Origin of the sequence: Streptomyces phyllanthi (assembly GCF_009377205.1) — a bacterium.
GTDB classification, from domain to species: domain Bacteria; phylum Actinomycetota; class Actinomycetes; order Streptomycetales; family Streptomycetaceae; genus Streptomyces; species Streptomyces phyllanthi.
The window spans coordinates 1-5,744 of record NZ_VJZE01000537.1; the positions used below are offsets into that span (position 1 = coordinate 1).

Annotated in this window: 7 protein-coding genes; 2 read left to right on the plus strand and 5 right to left on the minus strand. The window is 71.2% G+C overall.

Annotated elements, in window-relative coordinates:
- Window positions 1–146 precede the first annotated feature (146 nt).
- Window positions 147–1,247: a Gfo/Idh/MocA family oxidoreductase gene (locus FNH04_RS40205; RefSeq protein ID WP_152791102.1), complete on the plus strand. Its 1,101-nt coding sequence runs from the start codon at window positions 147–149 to the stop codon at window positions 1,245–1,247.
- On the opposite strand, the gene FNH04_RS40210 is transcribed toward FNH04_RS40205, so the two are convergent.
- The 5 genes from FNH04_RS40210 to FNH04_RS40230 form a co-directional block, all read right to left on the minus strand.
- Window positions 1,231–1,857, minus strand: coding sequence for a Uma2 family endonuclease (locus FNH04_RS40210; protein WP_322725258.1), 627 nt, complete (start codon window positions 1,855–1,857; stop codon window positions 1,231–1,233). The two genes, FNH04_RS40205 and FNH04_RS40210, sit on opposite strands and share 17 nt — an antisense overlap.
- A 120-nt stretch (window positions 1,858–1,977) precedes the next feature.
- Window positions 1,978–2,835 carry a fumarylacetoacetate hydrolase family protein gene (locus FNH04_RS40215; protein ID WP_152791103.1) on the minus strand — a complete coding sequence of 286 codons (858 nt, stop codon included), beginning with the start codon at window positions 2,833–2,835 and terminating at the stop codon, window positions 1,978–1,980.
- A 118-nt stretch (window positions 2,836–2,953) separates the two neighbouring features.
- A complete protein-coding gene (locus FNH04_RS40220) occupies window positions 2,954–3,700 on the minus strand; it encodes a YidC/Oxa1 family membrane protein insertase (RefSeq protein ID WP_322725260.1) in 747 nt (248 codons plus the stop codon).
- Window positions 3,701–3,839: 139 nt separating this feature from the next.
- Window positions 3,840–4,157 carry a DUF6412 domain-containing protein gene (locus FNH04_RS40225; protein ID WP_152791110.1) on the minus strand — a complete coding sequence of 106 codons (318 nt, stop codon included), beginning with the start codon at window positions 4,155–4,157 and terminating at the stop codon, window positions 3,840–3,842.
- 91 nt (window positions 4,158–4,248) lie between these two features.
- Entirely contained in the window at window positions 4,249–5,061 is an 813-nt protein-coding gene (locus tag FNH04_RS40230) for a class E sortase (RefSeq protein ID WP_152791107.1), read from the minus strand.
- Between the two features lie 210 nt (window positions 5,062–5,271).
- On the opposite strand from FNH04_RS40230, the gene FNH04_RS40235 reads away from it, so the two are divergent.
- A partial coding sequence (locus FNH04_RS40235) for an FAD-dependent oxidoreductase (protein ID WP_194236982.1) occupies window positions 5,272–5,744 on the plus strand: 473 nt, incomplete at its 3' end.

The window sequence follows — 5,744 nt, forward strand, 5'->3', positions numbered from 1 at the left end:
CACCCCACCCACCGCGTTCACCCCACCCGCCGCGTTCACCGCGTTCACCGCGTTCACCGCGATCCCACGCTCGCCCTTCGACCTGGTCACACCCCCATTCTCTCCGGCGCTTGCACTTTGGCAACAGCGTTGCTTAAGTGGGACGTATGACTGGCACGACTGGCTCAGCCCCCGCTCCCGGCGCTCCCCTCCGCGTGGCCCTGGTCGGTTACGGCCTCGCGGGCTCCGTGTTCCATGCCCCGCTGATCGCCGCCACCGAGGGCCTGACCCTCGACACGGTGGTCACGACGAACCCCGAGCGGCGGGAGCAGGCCCGCGCCGAGTTCCCGGACGTACGGTTCGCGGACTCGCCCGACGCGCTGTGGGACCGGGCCGGTGAGCTGGACCTGGTCGTCGTGGCGTCCCCGAACAAGACGCACGTCCCCGTGGCGACGGCCGCCCTGGAGGCGGGCCTCGCGGTCGTGGTCGACAAGCCGATCGCGGGGACGGCGGCGGAGGCGCGCGCCCTGGCCGCCCTCGCCGACGAGCGCGGCCTGTTCCTGTCGGTCTTCCAGAACCGCCGCTGGGACAACGACTTCCTGACGCTCCGGCAGCTGATCGCCGAGGGCGAGCTGGGTGACGTATGGCGCTTCGAGTCCCGTTTCGAGCGCTGGCGCCCCCAGCTCAAGGGCGGCTGGCGCGAGTCCGGCGATCCCGCAGAGATCGGAGGTCTGCTGTACGACCTCGGGAGCCATGTGGTCGACCAGGCGCTGACCCTCTTCGGCCCGGCCACCCAGGTGTACGCCGAGTCGGACATCCGCCGCGAGGGCGCCGAGACGGACGACGACACGTTCATCGCGCTCACCCACGCGAACGGCGTCCGCACCCATCTGTACGCCTCCGCGACGGCCGCCCAACTCGGCCCGCGCTTCCGGGTGCTGGGCTCGAAGGCGGGTTATGTGAAGTACGGCCTCGATCCGCAGGAAGCCGCCCTGCGCGAGGGCGAGCGGCCGGAGGCGGGCGCGGAGTGGGGCGTGGAGCCCGAGTCGATGTGGGGGCGGATCGGCTCCGGCGAGTCACCGGTAACGGGCGGCGGACGGCCCGTGCCGACGCTGCCGGGCGACTATCCGGCGTACTACGCGGCGGTGGCGGCGGCCTTGCGCGAGGACGCCCCGAACCCCGTGACGGCGTACGAGGCCGCGAACGCGCTGGATGTGCTGGAGGCGGCTGGGCGGTCGGTTCGGAAGGGGATCACTGTTCGGGTGTAGGGGATTTCCTGGGCGAGCCGGCGCCCTTCGCCTCGCGCGGGAACTCGTTCGTGACGAGCACGATGCCAACCGGTGTGTCGGTGAGATCGATCTCGTCACCAAAGTCGAACGTCAGGATGGCGCGGTACTGACCGTCCTTGGGCCGCAGGTGGACATGGCACTCACCGGTGTACGGGTCGGCGATCACGTACACCGGCACGCGGGCGAGGGCGTAGGTCTCCAGCTTGGGCCCGTAGTCGTTGGCTGCCGTTTCCTTGGAGATCACCTCGGCGACGAACTCGACGTCCTCACAGCGCCAACGGCCCTTTTCGTCCTTGACCGCGCCCTCCTTGAAGGCCATGACATCGGACGCGAAACCGTTGAGGTGGCCGGGGAAGTCCACCCGGACGTCAGAAGCGGTGCGACTCTTCGGGTAGCGGGCCAGAAGCTGCATGACGATGTTGAGGATGATCTCCCAGTGGCTCTGGCGTTGTGGCGACATGTACACGGCCCCCTGGACGATCTCGACCTTGAATCCCTCGGGGACGGGCTCAAGCCACTCGAACATCATGTCGAGGGTCAGCTCTTCGCTCAGCTCGGCCATCACGACCCTGTCTTCGAGAACAGTCACCGTTGCCGCTCCTCCCCGCTGCCGCACGGTTGCGGGCAGTCGCGCAGTACAACGATACGCTCGGCACCCCGGTCACACCGGAAGTGCCGAGCGCCGGGGCCACCGCCCTCGCCGGGGCGCCTACGCGTCCTTCAGTTCCTGCCGCTGCCGCCCGAGTCCCTCGATCTCCAGCTCCACCACATCCCCGGCCCGCAGGAACGGCTTCGGCTCGGGCTCGCCCAGCGCCACCCCCGCCGGCGTACCCGTGTTGATGACGTCGCCCGGGTAGAGGGTCATGAACTGGCTGACGTACCGCACGACTTCACCCACCGGGAAGATCTGCTCGGCGGTCGTGCCGTCCTGCTTCAGGTCGCCGTTGACCCACAGCTTCAGGGAGAGGTCCTGCGGGTCCGGGACCTCGTCGGAGGTCACCAGCCAGGGCCCCAGCGGGTTGAACGTCTCGCAGTTCTTGCCCTTGTCCCACGTGCCGCCGCGCTCGATCTGGAACTCGCGCTCCGAGACGTCGTGCGCCACCGCGTACCCGGCGACGTGCGCGAGCGCCTCCTCCACCGAGTCCAGGTAGCGGGCGGTCCGTCCGATCACGACCGCGAGCTCGACCTCCCAGTCGGTCTTGGTGGACCCGCGCGGCACGAGCACCGTGTCGTACGGCCCGACCACCGTGTCCGCCGCCTTGAAGAAGATCACCGGCTCGGCGGGCGGCTCGGCACCGGTCTCGCGGGCGTGGTCGTGGTAGTTCAGCCCGATGCAGACGATCTTGCCGATCCGGGCGAGCGGCGCACCCACGCGCAGCCCGGCGGGATCCAGCACGGGCAGCTCGCCGGACTCCGCCGCCGTACGGATCCGGCCGAGCGCCTCGTCGTCCGCGAGCAGCGGCCCGTCGATGTCCGGCACGACACCCGACAGGTCCCGCAGGGTCCCCTCGGCGTCGAGCAGCGCGGGCCGCTCCGACCCCGCCGTACCGACTCGCAGCAGCTTCATGATCACAATCTCCTGGGTGCAGCCATCGGAGGACTGGTCGATCGTCCAAGGTCGGCGTCCGGTCCGCAATACCCGGTTCACGGACTGGACCACCGGGAACCGCGCCGGGACGGCACGTCTACAGCATCGAGGCGGTGGGCGCAGGCATGTCCCGGTACAGCACCGCCCGCTCCACCGCGCTCCACGTCGTGCTGGTCACGACGTACAGCGCGGCGGCCAGCGGCACCACCGCCACGGTGACGAGGGTGAGGAAGGACATGAACGGCATCACCTTGGTGATCGAGGCGAGTCCGGGCACCTGCTCCCCCGAGGGGCCCGCGGCCGGAGCGGGCGCGGTCGCCATCATCAGCTTCGTACGCCGGTAGTTGAAGACGGCGACTCCCGTGACGATCACGAACAGGCCCACGTACACCAGCCCCGCCGCCCCGAGGACCCCGCCGTCGCCGAGCGCGTCCGCCCATCGCTCGCCGAGGGGCGCGGCGAACAGCTCGTGCGCGAGCAACCCGTTCGCCTCGCCGCCGATCGTCGTGTTCGAGAACAGGTGGTAGAGGAGGAAGAACGCCGGCAGCTGGCACAGGCTGGGCAGGCAGCCGGAGAGCGGCGACACCTTCTCCTTGGCGTGCAGTTCCAGTACGGCCTTCTGCAGCTTCTCCGGGTTCTTCCCGTACTTCTTCCGCAGCTCGGCGATCTGCGGCTGGAGCGCGGCCCGCGCCCTCTGCCCGCGCGCGGCGGCCCGGGACAGGGGGTGGACGAGGAGCCGTACGAGCGCGGTGAACAGGACGATCGCGGCGGCGGCCGAGGAGGCGTGGAACAGGGGCTGGACCAGGTCGGCGAGCTGCTCGACCAGCTGGGCGAAGAGGGAGATGACAGCGGACATGGGTGGGTGAGCCCTCCGGGGGTCTCGTCGTGCCGGGTGAGGGAAGGACGGCATGACGACCACCGCGGGGTGACCCGAGCTCGCGAGTGAGGTGCGGGGTTGCGGGTTGCCCTGCGCGGCTGCGCTGCTACGCGGCGGTCGTCCGGAGGACGTGCCCGGGCGCCCTGGGCCGCGTACGGCCCTTGGCGTCGGGATCGCGCTGGGGCAGGAAGGCGGTACGCCGCTCACGGTCGCGGATCGCGGTCCGTACGCGCGTGGGCGCCACGGCGGGCGCGGCGCGTGAGGCGAGGACCGCGCAGACGGCGAGCGCGGAACCGGCCGCGGCGGTCGCCGCGAACGCGACGGCGGCCGAGAGGACACCGCCCGTGTCGAGGAGGGCGACCTCGAAGAGGAGCAGCAGGAGCAGAGCGGCGGGACGCAGGCCGGCGAGCCGGTCGGTCAGCATCCGGGTCACTGCTCGCCTCCCTCTCATCCACACGCCCGTGGCCCACAGGTCCACGTACACCGGTTACAGGTACCAGGTATACAGGACGCCCTCATCGGTGGCGTACCGAGTTCAACTTCCCCCAGACCACGAGGCGGTACGTGGACGTGTACTCGGGGGTGCAGGTGGTGAGCGTGAGGTAGTGGCCGGGGGCGCCGTAGCCGTACGACGGCCTGACCGTGCTGCGCGGGACGGGCCGGATGACCCCGCCGTCACCGGGCGTGGTCCGGGCGAGGTTCTTGTCGACGACGTACGTGTACACGGCCTCCTCGGTCTCGACGCGCACCTCGTCTCCGCGCCGGAGCCGGTTGATGTACCGGAAGGGTTCGCCGTGGGTGTTGCGGTGCCCGGCGAGCGCGAAGTTGCCGGCCTCGCCCGGCTGGGCGGTGCGCGGGTAGTGGCCGGCGTATCCCTTGTTGAGGACGTTCTGCTTGCTGATGCCCTCGGCGACGGGGACGCGGAGGCCGAGGCGGGGGATGGTGAGGACGGCGTAGGCCTGGGAGGGGGCGGGGGTGCGGCTGTTGCCGGTGCCGCCGGTACGCCGGGTCCGGGCGCCGTCGGTGGTCTCGCCGCTCCCGTCGGTCCCGCCTGTCTCGCCGGTCTCGTCCGTGGCTGCGGGGTCGGGGGTGCCCTGTGCGTCGGCGGCCGTTCCGCGGGTGCCCGAGTCCCAGTTCCGCTCCAGCGCCTCCACCTTGCGCTCGGCGCCCTCCCTGGCCTGCCGGTTGGTCCACCACAGCTGGTGGACGACGAGGAGCAGGAGGACGACCCCGAGGGTGACGGCGAGTTCGGCGGTGGTCCACAGCGCGCGGCGGTACGTGGCACGCCGGCGCCGGGTGCCGTGGTCGACGACCGGGGGAGCCCGCATGCGTACGCCTCCTTCGCCGTCCGTGTGCGTCGCACGACCCGCGTGCACCGCACGACGGCCGGGGGCGAACGATAGGCGCACCCCCTTGAAGTCGCCAGGAAGTCACCAGACGGACTTGCGGAGTGATCTGCCTCACAGGCTGTCACAGGGATCGGTCGCGCGGTGTCTTGAGGCCGAACGAGGCCGAACCCTTGAGACAGAGGAGACACCATGAAGCACCGCATCGTCGTCCTCGGCGCCGGCTACGCCGGGGCCTACGTGGCCGGGACCCTGGCCCGTCGGCTGTCCCCGGCGGACACCGAGATCACCGTGGTCAACGCCGAGCCGGACTTCGTCCAGCGGCTGCGGCTGCACCAGCTCGCGGCCGGCCAGGAGATCGCGGCTCCCCGGCTCGCCGACGTCTTCACGGGCACGGGGATACGGCTGCGCCTTGCCCGGGTCACCGCCGTCGACCCCGAGCGCCAGGTCGTCGCCGTGGCCGACGCCGATGGCGACGCCGCTGCCGACGGCGATGGCTATGGCTATGGCGAGCTCAGCTACGACACGCTTCTCTACGCGCTCGGCAGCCACGTCGCCGACCACGCTGTCCCCGGTGTGGCCGAGCACGCCTTCGACGTCGCCGGCCGGCCCTCCGCGCTGCGCCTGCGCGAGCGCCTGGACACCCTGAGCAGGCGGGGCGGGCA

Excerpts from the sequence above, each read along its gene's own strand:
- FNH04_RS40225 (WP_152791110.1), bottom strand. The coding sequence starts at position 4,157 with ATGCTGACCGACCGGCTCGCCGGCCTGCGTCCCGCCGCTCTGCTCCTG.
- FNH04_RS40215 (WP_152791103.1), bottom strand. The coding sequence starts at position 2,835 with ATGAAGCTGCTGCGAGTCGGTACGGCGGGGTCGGAGCGGCCCGCGCTG.
- FNH04_RS40205 (WP_152791102.1), top strand. The coding sequence starts at position 147 with ATGACTGGCACGACTGGCTCAGCCCCCGCTCCCGGCGCTCCCCTCCGC.
- FNH04_RS40230 (WP_152791107.1), bottom strand. The coding sequence starts at position 5,061 with ATGCGGGCTCCCCCGGTCGTCGACCACGGCACCCGGCGCCGGCGTGCC.